Annotated in this window: 11 protein-coding genes; 7 read left to right on the top strand and 4 right to left on the bottom strand. The window is 41.6% G+C overall.

Annotated elements, in window-relative coordinates; all coding sequences use genetic code 11:
- Positions 1 to 82: 82 nt before the first annotated feature.
- Positions 83 to 1,219, bottom strand: a complete 1,137-nt coding sequence (locus M1D30_RS06710; RefSeq protein ID WP_248507654.1) for a Rid family hydrolase — start codon at positions 1,217 to 1,219, stop codon at positions 83 to 85.
- 117 nt (positions 1,220 to 1,336) lie between these two features.
- On the opposite strand from M1D30_RS06710, the gene M1D30_RS06705 reads away from it, so the two are divergent.
- Positions 1,337 to 1,900, top strand: coding sequence for a manganese efflux pump MntP family protein (locus M1D30_RS06705; protein WP_248507653.1), 564 nt, complete (start codon positions 1,337 to 1,339; stop codon positions 1,898 to 1,900).
- Here M1D30_RS06705 and M1D30_RS06700 read toward each other — a convergent pair.
- Genes M1D30_RS06700 through ruvC form a run of 3 tightly spaced genes read right to left on the bottom strand, consistent with a single transcriptional unit; the run spans position 1,892 to position 4,243 of the window.
- Complete coding sequence (locus M1D30_RS06700) at positions 1,892 to 2,380, bottom strand: hypothetical protein (protein ID WP_248507652.1); 489 nt, start codon at positions 2,378 to 2,380, stop codon at positions 1,892 to 1,894. The genes M1D30_RS06705 and M1D30_RS06700 overlap by 9 nt on opposite strands.
- 1 nt (position 2,381) lies before the next feature.
- Complete coding sequence (locus M1D30_RS06695) at positions 2,382 to 3,695, bottom strand: ATP-binding cassette domain-containing protein (RefSeq protein ID WP_248507651.1); 1,314 nt, start codon at positions 3,693 to 3,695, stop codon at positions 2,382 to 2,384.
- Positions 3,686 to 4,243 carry a crossover junction endodeoxyribonuclease RuvC gene (gene ruvC, locus M1D30_RS06690; RefSeq protein ID WP_248507650.1) on the bottom strand — a complete coding sequence of 186 codons (558 nt, stop codon included), beginning with the start codon at positions 4,241 to 4,243 and terminating at the stop codon, positions 3,686 to 3,688. The genes M1D30_RS06695 and ruvC overlap by 10 nt, the downstream gene beginning before the upstream one ends.
- A gap of 154 nt (positions 4,244 to 4,397) precedes the next feature.
- Here ruvC and M1D30_RS06685 point away from each other — a divergent pair, with 154 nt between their 5' ends.
- From M1D30_RS06685 to M1D30_RS06660, 6 genes are all read left to right on the top strand, one after another.
- Positions 4,398 to 5,540, top strand: a complete 1,143-nt coding sequence (locus M1D30_RS06685) for a hybrid sensor histidine kinase/response regulator (protein ID WP_248507649.1) — start codon at positions 4,398 to 4,400, stop codon at positions 5,538 to 5,540.
- Between the two features lie 280 nt (positions 5,541 to 5,820).
- A complete protein-coding gene (rho, locus tag M1D30_RS06680) occupies positions 5,821 to 7,704 on the top strand; it encodes a transcription termination factor Rho (RefSeq protein WP_248507648.1) in 1,884 nt (627 codons plus the stop codon).
- A gap of 44 nt (positions 7,705 to 7,748) precedes the next feature.
- Positions 7,749 to 8,771: a sugar kinase gene (locus tag M1D30_RS06675; protein WP_248507643.1), complete on the top strand. Its 1,023-nt coding sequence runs from the start codon at positions 7,749 to 7,751 to the stop codon at positions 8,769 to 8,771.
- A gap of 73 nt (positions 8,772 to 8,844) precedes the next feature.
- Positions 8,845 to 9,513 (top strand): bifunctional 4-hydroxy-2-oxoglutarate aldolase/2-dehydro-3-deoxy-phosphogluconate aldolase, encoded by a 669-nt coding sequence (locus M1D30_RS06670; RefSeq protein ID WP_248507641.1) that lies wholly within the window; start codon positions 8,845 to 8,847, stop codon positions 9,511 to 9,513.
- A 35-nt stretch (positions 9,514 to 9,548) separates the two neighbouring features.
- On the top strand, positions 9,549 to 12,758 hold the full coding sequence (locus M1D30_RS06665) for a DUF5112 domain-containing protein (protein ID WP_248507639.1): 3,210 nt from the start codon (positions 9,549 to 9,551) through the stop codon (positions 12,756 to 12,758).
- Positions 12,740 to 13,456, top strand: coding sequence for a DUF5932 domain-containing protein (locus tag M1D30_RS06660; protein ID WP_248507637.1), 717 nt, complete (start codon positions 12,740 to 12,742; stop codon positions 13,454 to 13,456). The genes M1D30_RS06665 and M1D30_RS06660 overlap by 19 nt, the downstream gene beginning before the upstream one ends.
- Positions 13,457 to 13,458: the final 2 nt, after the last annotated feature.

The following is a 13,458-nucleotide window of genomic DNA, read 5'->3' as shown; positions in this document are numbered from 1 at the left end:
GCATCCCCAGGCAAAATGTGATAAGTTCGATTTTGTGGCGTATATTCATGTTGATTAGTAGTTTTGACGTCGGTATTGAGGATTAGAAACATTCGAAGGCTGCGTTCGAGTTCTTCCTGACAGCCATACACTCCATCTCGATGAGCCAGTTGGGTCGGCATACTGGAGCCAGGACGATGATGTAGGGCTTCTCAGGGAACTTCTGCCTGAAGAGTTTGCTCACAACGTTGTAGTCGCTTGGGTCTCGTAGATAGACAATAATCTGTGCGATATCGTTGAAAGTACATTCAGCTTCTTTAAGCAAAGCTTCTACATTCTCCCACATACGTTGTGTTTGTTTGACAATGTCTTTTGCAAAAACCACTTCGCCTTTGTTGTTGATGCTGGCCGTACCCGAGATGAATACATGGCTGCGGTCGCCATAGTCCACACATGTGCCTCGCTCAAAACTAACACCATAATCACTTGTGCGGTTCAGGTGTGTTGGGGCATAGAGGTATCGTATCTGCTGGGGCTGTATGCCTGCGATGGCATAGTTGTCCATTTGTGTCAGCACGTTAGGATCGGCTTGGCGACCTCCAATGCCGGTGGATGCTATGAAATGCGTGTTGTTGGTGAGTCCTTGAGTAAAGAACACCTGATTTCTTGCCCTTACAACTCCTCCGTAGTTAAGGTCAACATCATTAACGAATAACCAGGTACGTATACAGTTGTTGGCCAGTGTGCATCCCTCTTGAGTGAGTTGCATAATATATTCATTAAAGAGCAAGCGGGTTTGGTATTCTGAATTGGCTGCCAAATTATGGGCGCTTCCATTCCAAAGATGTCGGTAGGCACCATGTTTCACTTCGTATAGCTCGCTTGTGAGATAACGCGTCTGAACACCTTTAATAAGGTATACCCACATACCTATCTTGGTGCCATCGAGAGGCGCTTGCTGGATAATACTCTTTGCACAATCACTCGTATCGGCAGCAGCTACGTCGTCTGCCTGGTTGGCTGCGTCACTCAGGAAATAGCGTTTGAACACAGCTACAGTTCCTGGCAGTTTGTTGGAAAGTATGTCTTGATATGCATCGAGGATAGCATCAAGTTGCTGCTGAAATGTTGATTCACTATTTGAAGCATGAAGAATGATATGATGTTCGTCTACTTCGTTGGCTCCCGTGAATGAAAAGAGCTCAGCCTTGGCGTTAGGATAAGTAATATGTTGTGTCATTTTTTAGCTATTTTGCTGCAAAAGTACATAAATTCACTGAATTATCCAAATTGTATAACAATAATTTCATCAGATATTATTACCTTTGCATTCGCATTTATAGATGAATATAGAAGAATGGGACTTTTAGATATTATTCTGTTGGCAATAGCCCTGGCAATGGATTGCTTCACGGTGTCTATTGTGAGTGGTGTGATTTTGGGACGCAGAGAGTGGCGTGTTATATTGCAGATGAGCTTTCTGTTTGGACTCTTCCAGGCCTTGATGCCGCTTGTGGGATGGGTAGGAATGAATATTCTCTCTAATTTCATCATGGTTTACGGACACATCATTGCTTTCCTCATGTTGGCTTTTATTGGAGGAAAGATGATTTACGAGTCGTTCGGCTCATCCGAAGAACATGCTTTTAATCCAAGAAAACTGGTGACACAGCTGTTGCTTGCTGTTGCCACCAGTATTGATGCAATGGCTGTAGGCGTTTCGTTTTCAGCCATAGGTTATAATCATGTTGATTCCTTGTGGGGACCACTTGCCTGGATTGGATTCTTTTCCTTGTTCTTTGGCGTTGCTGGTCATTTGACAGGCCTTCGTTTCGGATTTATCACGGAGGGGCGTATAAAGCCTGAATTGTTGGGCGGTGTCATTCTTCTGTCTATAGGTCTTAAGATTCTTCTATTTTAGTTTGCTCAAAGCCTCTTTTACGGCAAGTACAGCTCTGCGCCAATCGGTGTCAAGCGAAAAGCGTGTCATGCTCTCGCCATCTTTAAAGAACACCAATACAAGTTCTTTATCGGGATCATTAAACAGAGGATTGCCGTATGATGCATCCATAAAGGCGCTGATAACCTTTACCTGGAAAGCTGCAGGCTGCTGACTGTTTTCCACTAAGGCATTTGTATAGATTGTTAGAAACGTATTGAGAGATAATGCTTCCTTGTCTAATAACTCGACGGTGGAATCTGGCATTTCTTCCCTCATTTTCATAGCCATATAGTTGAGTGCTTCAACCTTGAATCTGCTGAATTTCTTTACCAGCGGATTAGCAGATGGATTTGCGATGTTCGCTTCTGCACTATTCTTTATTTCATAAAATATTTCCTGTGCAGACGATGTGGTTGCTAAAGCAAATGTGGCAAATAAGATAATAAATAGTCGTTTCATATTATTGCAGTTTTAATAATTCTTTCTTTTGGTTGAAACATCCTGGAAGCTCTTCATCATAGTGAGTCACCATAATAAGAGTCTTGTTGGGTAGTTTGCTGTATGTCTCGATAATGTCTTTTACAAGTGTCTTGTTTTTGTTGTCAAGTCCATGAAGGGGCTCGTCAAGAATCAAGAGTTGGGGATCTTTTACGAAAGCACGGGCAACAAGTACGAGTCGTTGTTCTCCACTTGAGAGTGATAGAAACGGACGCTTTTCCAATTGTTCTATTCCAAATATGCGCATCCACCATCTACAACATTCTCGTTCGGCTTCGTTTGTTCTAGTGTAAAGTCCAACTGTGTCCTTTAATCCACTTGCCATAACCTGGATAACGGGGATGTTGTGGTGATACGAACGATGCATCTCTGGAGATACATAGCCAATGTGGCGTTTTATCTCCCATATACTCTCTCCAGAGCCGCGTTTCCTTCCAAACAAACTGATGTCGCAGGCGTATGCTTGTGGATTGTCAGCGCATATTAATGAGAGTAGGGTAGACTTTCCACTTCCATTCTGTCCGCACAGAGCCCAGCATTCGCCATTCTTGATGGTCCAATTGACATGTGAGAGAATCGTTCTTTCGCCGTATTTTATGCTTACATCGTTCATTTTTACCACCTCTTCGGAGAATGTCATGTTGGAAGAATAAGCACGACTAAGAATAGATTGTTGTTTCTCTTCGTCAAGGTGGCGCGGTTCTGATGTAAGTTTCAGCTTGGGTGTAATCCAGATAATGTCGTCTGCATAATCGGGTATGTCCTCTGGTCTAGCTACAACAAGGTAAATAGTGAGCTGTTTTTCTTTGCTCAGGCTGAGAATAAGGTCTTTCAAGTTCTGTCTTGTTGCAGCATCGAGTCCGATAAATGGATTGTCTAATATTAGAGTGGAAGGTGCTGAAAGTAAGGTTTTTATAATCTGATACTTTCTGAGCTCGCCACTTGATAATGAGATGACGTATTTATCAAGTAGTGAGTGGAACTGAAACAAGTCGTATAAATGCTGTTGGTACGCTCTTCTTTCCGGACTATCGTTGCCAGACAATATGTAAGAACGCTCCAAAACTTCTCCAGTGATGGGCATTTCATTGTCGATGTCGTGCTGATTCCATCTTTGTTGCAAGTAATATGCTTTGTCTGTGATTGTGCCGTATGTGTCGCAAAAAGCAATATAACGCACCTTGTCACTGGCCAGTTGCTTGCGCATCTGATTAACATAGGCCGTTTTTCCACTTCCGTTAAGTCCGGCTATAGCAATTATTTTTGTTACTTGCATACCTTATCCTTGTTTTTGTTGACAAAGTCTTTCCATCCTCTGTAGTGCGGCGCGTTGGATTCTGGCCTTCCCATCTGCAGAAAATGACAGTAGGCGGCGGCCAATGCGTCGGTGGAGTCCATGAATTTTCCCATTTCGGAGTCAGGAATGCGAAACAAACGCTGCAGCATATTAGCAACTTGCTCTTTTGAAGCTGTACCGTTGCCCGTTAATGCCATCTTGATTTTCATTGGAGCATATTCGTGAATGGGCACGCCGCGTTCGATAGCTGCTGCTATAGCCACACCTTGCGCACGACCTAGTTTAAGCATAGACTGAACGTTTTTTCCGAAGAAGGGAGCCTCAATGGCCAGTTCGTCAGGAAGAAAAGATTCAATGATACCTGTCACGCGTTCAAAAATGTGTCCTAACTTCAGGTAGGCATCTCCGAATTTCCTGAGGTCTATGATACCCATTGTTATCATCTGGGCTTTGCCGTCTTTAACCTTCAAGACGCCATATCCCATGATGTTTGTTCCAGGGTCTATACCCATGATTACCTTTTCCATATTGATTGCAAAGTTAGCTAAAAATTCCTGTTAAACTGTTTTTTTACAGCATTTTTAACGAAAATATAAAAAAATATTTGTCATATGTTTGGCGTTTAATTTATTTTTGCTAAATTTGCACACCATATAAAGCATTTAACCGTCAGAATTGTTTATGCTGGAAAATGAGAATCTAGAATCCCGAATAGTTAAAAGTGACTATAAGATACTGATCGTTGACGATGTGATGAGTAATGTATTGCTGCTCAAAATATTGCTGACCAACGAGAAGTATCAGGTTTGTACTGCCAACTGTGGAAATATGTGTATTGAGCAGGCTAAGGCTGAAAAGCCCGATTTAATCTTGCTTGATGTGATGATGCCTGATATTAGCGGATTCGATGCTGCTCAAATCCTTAAGAAAGACCCCGAAACGGCCCATATTCCTATAATATTTCTGACGGCTCTGAATAACCCCAGCGATCTTGTACATGGCTTCCAAGTGGGCGCTAACGACTTCTTGACCAAACCATTTAATAAAGAGGAACTTGTTGTTCGCGTGTTCCATCAAATCAAGCTGGTAGCTGCAACCCGTATTATTGAGCATCAGAACGAGGAACTCCGTGCCACCATTAGCAATAGAGATAAGATGTACTCTGTTATTGCGCACGACCTGCGTTCGCCTATGGCAAGTATACGTATGGTGCTGAATCTTGTCGTGAATGCAATGTCGCCAGATATTATAGGTCCGGAACTGTTTGAGCTTCTCGATAAAGCTAATCGCGAGAGTGAAGATGTTCACGACCTCCTGGACAATCTGTTGAAGTGGACAAAGAGTCAGACAGGCAGACTGAATGTCGTTCGTCAGGATTTGGATTTGAATGATATTATCCCTGGCGTTGTTGACATCTTCGAGATGATTGCTCAGACAAAGAAGATTGATTTGAAATATCAGGGCAGTAGTAATCCTGTGGTTGTGTATGCAGACAATGACATGCTTAAAACCGTTGTTCGTAATTTCCTTTCGAATGCCATTAAGTTCTCACCGGAAAACAGTTCCATTGAGATAACATTGAGCGAGGAGGGAGATTTTGCCAAGGTGAGTGTCCGAGATCATGGCGTTGGTATTGCTCCGGATAGAATAGATTCAATCTTTAAAAAAGGTGAGACAACCTATGGAACTGGTGGTGAGGAAGGCTCAGGTTTAGGTCTTCAGTTGTGTGCAGACTTTGCTCGCAAGATTGATGGCGATGTGATGGTGGAGTCAACTCTGGGCGAGGGATCTACGTTCAGCGTCCTCGTTCCGCTCAAGAAATAATAATGAATTTTCTAAGTATGCCATTTAGCATCTCTAAACATATTGTTTACTGATTCTAAATGGCATATTTTCATGAATTAAACAATATACTAGCAATTGTTTATTATCATCTTTTTGTGATGCAATATATAAAAAGGTGTTATTTTCTTTGCTAGTATAAAAAAAATGATTATCTTTGCAATCGATTTCGAAAACAGCGTTTCAATTCTCGAATCGCTTTCTTATAAAAAATCACAATCACGATATTATTTAAATTGTACGCAAACATATTATTGTATATATGTACACCAAGGAACAATTAGAGAAATTGGCAATCCCCGAATTGATGGAGATTGCAAACCAATTGGGAGTGAAGGTATCTCAGGACGACACGATGGAACATGTTATATATGAGATACTTGACAAAGCTGCCATAGATAGCTCGTTAGGTTCTTCGACAGCTAAACGTAAACGCACTCGCATTGCCAAGAAAGACACAGACAAAGTATATACTGTTAGTGGTAAAGAGGGCGAGAACCTTGATGCCAAAAACCAAAAGAGCAAAACAGTAGAAGCGCCATCTTTGTTCGCCGATCAGCCTCTGATGGAAGAGACACCTGAGGTTGTTGAGGAGGAAAAGCCTGCTCCAAAGCGTCGTGGACGTAAGACTAAGGCAGAAGTTGCAGCCGAGGCTGAAGAACAGAAAAAAGAGGAAGAGGTTGCGCAGGCAGCAGCTATTCCTGAAGAACAGCCTCTGGAAGTTGACGCAGTGCCCGAAGCTAATGCTGAGATGATGGGTGCTGACGAGCCAGATGCCGAGATGCTTGAACAGTTACAAGAGAAAATGTCACAGCGCCAGAATGTAGACGCAATGGACATGATGGAAGATAATAATGTGTGGGAAGGTGATCCTGGCGATGGAACAGACTTTATCACGGTGGTTGATTTGCCTATTGAGGATCAGGCTGCCATACCAACGCTTGATATTTTTGACAGACCCGTTGTTCAGCAGGCTGATCCCATATATCAGGCTAATGTACAACCATCAACGCCCGACTATGATTTTGCCGATTTGATTTCAGGAAATGGCGTGTTGGAACTGCTACAGGATGGCTACGGATTCCTTCGTTCAAGCGATTACAATTACCTGTCATCGCCCGACGATATCTATGTTTCACCACAGCAAATCAAAAAGTATAGTTTGAAGACAGGCGACGTTGTGGAATGCACTGTTCGTCCGCCACACGATAACGAAAAATACTTCGCTATGTCATCCGTTAAGTCTATTAACGGACGTGACCCAATGGAGGTTCGTGACCGCGTGTCATTCGAACATCTGACACCACTTTTCCCCAACGAGAAGTTTAATCTCTGCGGTAATCCTGCAACAACAAATCCTTCAACACGTATTGTTGATCTCTTCTCACCAATCGGTAAGGGACAACGTGCGCTGATTGTGGCTCAGCCCAAGACCGGTAAGACCATCTTAATGAAGGATATTGCCAACGCTATTGCAGCCAACCATCCTGAAGCTTATATCATGATGCTGCTTATTGACGAGCGTCCTGAGGAGGTGACAGACATGAGTCGTACGGTTAATGCAGAGGTTATTGCTTCAACCTTTGACGAACCAGCCGACCGTCACGTGAAGATTGCCGGTATCGTCCTGGAAAAGGCAAAGCGTATGGTGGAATGTGGACATGATGTCGTCATCTTCCTGGATTCTATCACCCGTCTGGCACGTGCATACAACACTGTGTCTCCTGCATCTGGTAAGGTTCTTACTGGTGGTGTCGATGCGAATGCTTTGCAGAAACCTAAGCGTTTCTTTGGTGCTGCCCGAAATATTGAGAATGGTGGTTCCTTGACTATTATTGCTACGGCACTTGTTGATACTGGTTCAAAGATGGATGAGGTGATCTTCGAGGAGTTTAAAGGTACAGGTAACTCTGAAATCCAGCTGGATCGTATGCTTTCTAATAAGCGTGTGTTCCCCGCTCTTAACCTCGTACAGTCATCTACTCGTCGTGATGATTTGCTGCAGGATCAGACAACGTTGAATCGTATGTGGATTATTCGCAAGTTCATTGCCGAGATGAATCCTATTGAGGCAATGAATACTGTTCGTGACCGTCTCGTACAGAGTAGAAATAACGAAGAATTCCTCATGTCGATGAATGGATAAACCTGGAAAATAACTAAATAAAACTATCTAAAAACGAATATACAATGGCAAAAATTGTAACACTGGGCGAGATTATGCTTCGCCTGTCGCCTCAAGGCAACGACAGATTTATTCAGAGTGAGTCTTTCCGCATCATCCCTGGTGGTGGTGAGGCTAACGTAGCCATCTCTGTGGCTAACTATGGCCACGAGGCTTATTTTGTATCTAAGTTGCCTAAACACGAAATCGGACAGATTGCAGTTAATGCATTGCGCCGTTATGGTGTCAATACACAGTTCGTAGCTCGCGGAGGTGATCGTGTTGGCTTGTATTATGCTGAAACAGGCGCCTCGATGCGCCCTTCAAAAGTAATTTATGATCGCGCACACTCGTCAATTGCAGAGGCCGAACCTTCTGATTTCGACTTTGATGCAATAATGGAAGGTGCAGACTGGTTCCATTGGAGTGGTATCACACCTGCTATTTCTGACAAAGCTGCAGAACTGACTAAGTTGGCTTGCGAAGCCGCTAAACGTCATGGTGTAACTGTTTCTGTTGATTTGAATTTCCGTAAGAAACTTTGGACAAGTGAAAAGGCTATCTCAATTATGCGTCCGCTGATGAAATATGTTGATGTATGTATTGGTAACGAAGAAGATGCTGAACTTTGTCTTGGTTTCAAGCCCGACGCTGACGTGGAAGGCGGCCAGACCGATGCTGCTGGTTATGAGGGAATCTTCAAGCAAATGATGCAGGAATTTGGCTTCAAGTATGTTGTTTCAACACTACGCGAGAGCTACAGTGCCACGTATAATGGATGGAAGGCATTGATATACAATGGTAAGGAGTTCTATCAGAGTAAGCGCTACGAAATTAATCCTATCATCGACCGTGTGGGTGGTGGTGACTCTTTCTCTGGTGGTTTGATTCATGGATTGCTTACCAAGAAAACTCAGGGCGAAGCGCTTGAGTTTGCTGTTGCTGCCTCTGCATTGAAGCACACCATCAATGGCGACTTTAATTTGGTTTCTATTGACGAGGTAGAGGCTTTGGCTGGCGGAAATGCTAACGGACGTGTTCAACGATAATGTTAATAATAAGGTTGTTGAGGTCTTCTAAGGCCTTAACGACTTTTATGAATTATAAGACAATAAAACAAAGATGGCAAAGTTTGATAAAATCACCGTGCTAAAGAAAATCGGTGATACAGGTATGGTTCCTGTTTTCTATCATAAAGATTTGGAAACTTGTAAGAATGTTGTGAAAGCTTGCTATGAAGGGGGCGTTCGTGCGTTTGAGTTTACCAATCGTGGTGATTTCGCTCAAGAGGTCTTTGGCGAGTTGGTAAAGTGGGCAGATAAAGAATGTCCAGAATTGGCATTGGGTATCGGTTCTATTGTAGATGCTCCTACTGCTGCTATGTACATCCAATTAGGAGCAAACTTTGTTGTTGGTCCTCTGTTTAACCCAGAGATAGCTCCTGTTTGCAACCGTCGTCTGATTCCTTATTGTCCTGGTTGCATGACTGTATCAGAGATTGGTAAGGCTCAGGAACTGGGATGCGACCTGACTAAGGTATTCCCTGGCGATGTGGTTGGGCCTAATTTTATTAAGGGTCTTAAGGCTCCGATGCCTTGGTCAAAGATCATGGTTACTGGAGGTGTATCTCCTGACGAGGAGAACCTGACCAAATGGTTCAAGGCTGGTGTGTTCTGTGTTGGCATGGGATCTAAGCTTTTCCCTTCAGAAAAGGTGAAGGCTTGCGACTGGCAATATGTTACTGATAAATGTCGTGAGGCTCTTGGATACGTAGCCAAGGCTCGCGCATAACATTTTATTATCTTATTTGAATAGGAGGTTAAGGGATGAAAAACTGTTTTGTATCTTCATTTCTTATCCTCCTTTTGAATTTGTGCTTCTCTTGCACAGACAAAAAAAGTACTGAGATTGATCAACTAAATGATTTCTCGTACGGTTTTCATTACCGTAACCTTGATTCTACATCTTACTATGCTCGCAAGGCCTATTACTTAGCTGAAAAATACAATTATAAGGACGGAGAGGCTGAAGCACTTAATAATCTTGCATTCGTTGATATTGTCAAGATGCAGTATGTAGATGCTTACAGTCGTCTTGACAGTATTCTTGATATAACAGATAATCATTTGGAACTGCTCATTGCCTATATTCAACAAATGAGACTTTGCCAGCGTCAGTCGCAGAATCGTGAGTTTTATGAATGTAGGGAACATGCACAGCAGTCTTTGCGTAGAATAAACGAGGAGCGTCATCTACTGTCGGAACGACAAAAACACCGCTTGATTTATGCTGAGAGCGAACTTGCTATTGTCACTTCTACCTATTATTACTATGTGGGACTGGAGCGTCAGTCTATTGAGGCCATAGAGTCTATATCACCTGAAGTTGAGAATGATACAGCACAATGGCTTAACTATCTTTACAATGTCGGTGCTGGAGGCATCATCACTCAGGGAACACAAACCGAGATTAATCAGAAGGAATTTGATTATTTGATGCGATGCTATCTGTTAGCCAAGCAATATAATTGTCCATACTTCTTGGCTAACTCACTTGAAGCTTTGGCCGAGCATCTCACCGTTTTTGATTATCGAATGCAACTTATGTCTGATAATCAACCTGCTATGAAATTTATAAATCCTCAGAATGTGTCATCTGAGGAATTACCTTTATGGCTTGCTGAAAATGCTCTCTCACTATTTGAGTCGTATGGCGATACTTATCAGACTGCAGGTGCTTATCGAACATTAGCAACATGTTGTCTTTCCAAGACAGACTACGATGGTGCGTTACAAAATCTAGAATTGGCTTTGAGTGATACTCTCATCTTTCAAGCACCAGATTTGGTTGCTAGCATTCGAGAGCAATTAAGTGTTGTGTATTCCGCTATTGATCAAAAGAACGAGAGTGATTACAACAGAAATATATATTTAGACTTACAAGAACGTACACGTCAAGACCAGCGCTTGGAAGCTCGTGCTGCTCAGTTAGAGCAAACGATTACACAATTAAATCGCTTACTTGTTGCTGTTGTCATTGCGCTGATACTGTTTGTAATTATCATTATCTCTTTCTATTATCATAGAAAAAAATCCCTAAGAAACAAGAGCAATCCTGAACTTGAAGAACGTCGTGATGAACTTGAAGAGCAGATGAATCTTACTCGTTTACATCTGATACAAGAGAAACGGTTGAATGTTGAACAACGTGCAAAACTATCTCTTGTTAATGCTATTACACCGCTTATCGATCGTATGATTCATGAAATTAAGATGCTTGATAAGTGTAGTGGAGCCGACAAAGATAACAGAATAAACTATATCTGTGAACTTACAAATCACATTAACTCACAGAATGAAATCCTCACTCATTGGATTCAATTGCGAAAAGGAGAACTAAGTCTGCATATTGAATCATTTCCTTTACAGGAACTTTTTGATATAATCCAAAAGAACAGACGAAGTTTTAGCTTAAAGGGAATTGAATTGAGAATAGAACCTACCGATGTATATGTTAAGGCCGACAAGGTGTTAACATTATTCATGTTGAATACATTGGCCGATAATGCTCGCAAGTTTACTGCAAAAGGTGGTACAGTGAGCATAGAAACTTTATCAACTGATTCCTATGTGGAAATATCAGTTGTTGATAATGGTATTGGAATGTCTGACGAACAAGTAGAACATGTGTTTGATTGCAAGGCAATCATAGATGGTTCATCGACTTCGCATGGATTTGGTCTACTAAATTGCATGGGCATTATCAATAAGTATAGGAAAATTAGTCAACTGTTCTCTGTCTGCCAGTTATCAGTAGAAAGCGAATTGGGTAAAGGTAGCCGATTCTTTTTCCGTTTACCAAAGCGTGCATTAAGTGTAATAGCATTTGCTTTTATCTTTGTGTCGTTAAGCGCTCAAACGACACTTGAGAAAGCTAGTTCTTTTGCCGACTCTGCCTATTTCTCTAATATAGAAGGAGACTTCCAGCGCACATTGGATTATGCTGATTCTTGCAGAATATGTTTAAATAAGCATTTTAAAAGTATACGTCCTTATTCAAATGATACGTTGATGCGGATTGGTGATTTATCAAACACGCCTCCAGAAATCAATTGGTTTCATGATAGTATTGATATAAATTTTGACATCCTACTTGATATCCGCAATGAAAGTGCTGTCGCTGCTCTTGCACTTCATCAATGGCAGTTTTATCAATACAACAATCGTATATATACCCAGTTGTTTAAGGAATTATCAGCCGACTCGACGCTAGATTCCTACTGTCGTAAGATGCAACAATCACAATCGAATAAAGAGGTTGCCATTATTTTATTAATCCTTCTATTTATCGCTATTATTATTGTGGTAGTTTGGCAGTTTTTCCTTTTGCATAATAAGAGAGTAAAAGTTCTACAGCAGCAGCAAATAGAATTAGATTTCATGGCTGATGAATTGCAACGTCTGAAGATGGAAGAGGGTAACTATCATATCATCAATGCGGTACTTGATAATACTCTTTCTACGCTAAAGCATGAAACGATGTACTATCCGAGTCGTATCTTTCAATTAGCTACAGTAGGAGATCATGATGCTCTTCCTGAGGTTGTTGAGTATTATCGTGAACTTTATGGCATTCTTAGTGAACAGGCCATAAGACAGTTGGATGACAGAAAAATGCATCTTCAAGCCTTAGAACATGAAGTCTTGGGGGATGCTGTTTATCTTGATTATCTATTTGATATCTTACGTCGACAATCTGGCGAAAAGAAGCTGGAAATGGAATGGGCTATTCGTGATAAGAACTATGTCATGGTGCGGGTGCTTATGATGAATTTCAACGCATCTGATGTTCAGCTACAACAACTCTTTATGCCTGTTCATCAGAAGAACATTCCATTCTTGATTTGTCGTGAAATTGTTCGCCAACATGGTGAAGCAACAAATCGTCATGCTTGTGGCATTTATGCAGAACGTGATAAGAACAATATTGTAAATATCAACATTATACTACCTAGAATATGCAAAACTTTAAAGTAATCATTGTTGAAGATGTTCCTTTGGAACTTAAAGGAACTTTAGGTATTATTAGAACTGACATACCCGAAGCAGAGGTTATAGGTACAGCTGATTCTGAGACAGCCTATTGGCGTTTAATAAAACAACAATTGCCTGATTTAGTGTTGCTTGACCTTGGCTTGGGAGGCTCTACAACTGTTGGAGTAGAGTTGTGTCGACAAACTAAAGAGATGCACCCTGATGTACGCATACTTATTTTCACCGGCGAGATTCTCAATGAGAAATTATGGGTAGATGTACTCGACGCTGGTGCAGATGGCATTATTCTTAAAACAGGAGAATTACTTACTCGAAATGATGTGTTGGCTGTGATGAACGGTAAACAACTGGTGTTTAATGAGCCAATTCTTAAAAAAATTGTTGACCGTTTTAAGAAAAGTGTTGGTTCTGAATTGGCAAAACAGGAAGCTTTGATTAATTATGAGATAGATGAATATGATGAACGCTTCTTGCGGCATTTGGCTTTAGGTTATACCAAAGAGCAGATTACACAATTGCATGGCATGCCCTTTGGCGTCAAGAGTCTTGAGAAACGTCAGAATGAACTCATTCAAAAACTATTCCCTGATGGAAAGAGCGTTAATGCAACTAGATTGGTTGTTCGCGCTATGGAACTCCATATATTAGATTTAGACAACCTTGAACCAGACGAGGAGTAAAT

It is taken from the genome of Prevotella sp. E15-22 (assembly GCF_023204875.1).
Classification (GTDB): Bacteria; Bacteroidota; Bacteroidia; order Bacteroidales; family Bacteroidaceae; genus Prevotella.
Note: the sequence above shows the minus strand (reverse complement) of the source record. Positions and strands in the feature narration are given on the sequence as shown.

Excerpts from the sequence above, each read along its gene's own strand:
- M1D30_RS06710 (WP_248507654.1), bottom strand. The coding sequence starts at position 1,219 with ATGACACAACATATTACTTATCCTAACGCCAAGGCTGAGCTCTTTTCA.
- M1D30_RS06705 (WP_248507653.1), top strand. The coding sequence starts at position 1,337 with ATGGGACTTTTAGATATTATTCTGTTGGCAATAGCCCTGGCAATGGAT.
- M1D30_RS06700 (WP_248507652.1), bottom strand. The coding sequence starts at position 2,380 with ATGAAACGACTATTTATTATCTTATTTGCCACATTTGCTTTAGCAACC.
- M1D30_RS06695 (WP_248507651.1), bottom strand. The coding sequence starts at position 3,695 with ATGCAAGTAACAAAAATAATTGCTATAGCCGGACTTAACGGAAGTGGA.
- ruvC (WP_248507650.1), bottom strand. The coding sequence starts at position 4,243 with ATGGAAAAGGTAATCATGGGTATAGACCCTGGAACAAACATCATGGGA.
- M1D30_RS06685 (WP_248507649.1), top strand. The coding sequence starts at position 4,398 with ATGCTGGAAAATGAGAATCTAGAATCCCGAATAGTTAAAAGTGACTAT.
- rho (WP_248507648.1), top strand. The coding sequence starts at position 5,821 with ATGTACACCAAGGAACAATTAGAGAAATTGGCAATCCCCGAATTGATG.
- M1D30_RS06675 (WP_248507643.1), top strand. The coding sequence starts at position 7,749 with ATGGCAAAAATTGTAACACTGGGCGAGATTATGCTTCGCCTGTCGCCT.
- M1D30_RS06670 (WP_248507641.1), top strand. The coding sequence starts at position 8,845 with ATGGCAAAGTTTGATAAAATCACCGTGCTAAAGAAAATCGGTGATACA.
- M1D30_RS06665 (WP_248507639.1), top strand. The coding sequence starts at position 9,549 with ATGAAAAACTGTTTTGTATCTTCATTTCTTATCCTCCTTTTGAATTTG.
- M1D30_RS06660 (WP_248507637.1), top strand. The coding sequence starts at position 12,740 with ATGCAAAACTTTAAAGTAATCATTGTTGAAGATGTTCCTTTGGAACTT.